Source organism: Marinicauda pacifica, from assembly GCF_004793635.1.
In the GTDB taxonomy this organism is placed as follows: Bacteria; Pseudomonadota; Alphaproteobacteria; order Caulobacterales; family Maricaulaceae; genus Marinicauda; species Marinicauda pacifica.
On the sequence record NZ_SRXV01000089.1, the window covers coordinates 1 to 305 of the forward strand.

Annotated in this window: 1 protein-coding gene; it reads right to left on the bottom strand. The window is 67.2% G+C overall.

The features are described from left to right. Window positions 1-305 (bottom strand): biotin carboxylase domain-containing protein (locus E5162_RS14505; RefSeq protein ID WP_479684691.1); only part of this gene is annotated, 305 nt, incomplete at both ends.

Here is a 305-nt window from a genome sequence, read left to right on the forward strand (position 1 = left end):
ATGGGCAATCAGCTTGGCGATCATCGGATCGTAGTGGATGGAGACTTCGCCGCCTTCCTCCACGCCGGAATCCACCCGCACCCCACTGCCCGGCTGCGACAGGTCGAGCCGGTGCAGCGGGCCGGTCGATGGCAGGAAACCGGTCGCCGGGTCCTCGGCATACAGACGCGCTTCCACGGCATGACCGGACAGCGAGATCGCGTCCTGCTCGGGAACCGAACCGCCCGCAGCCACGCGCAGCTGAAGCTCGACCAGATCGTAGCCCGTCACCTCCTCGGTCACCGGGTGTTCCACCTGGAGACGCG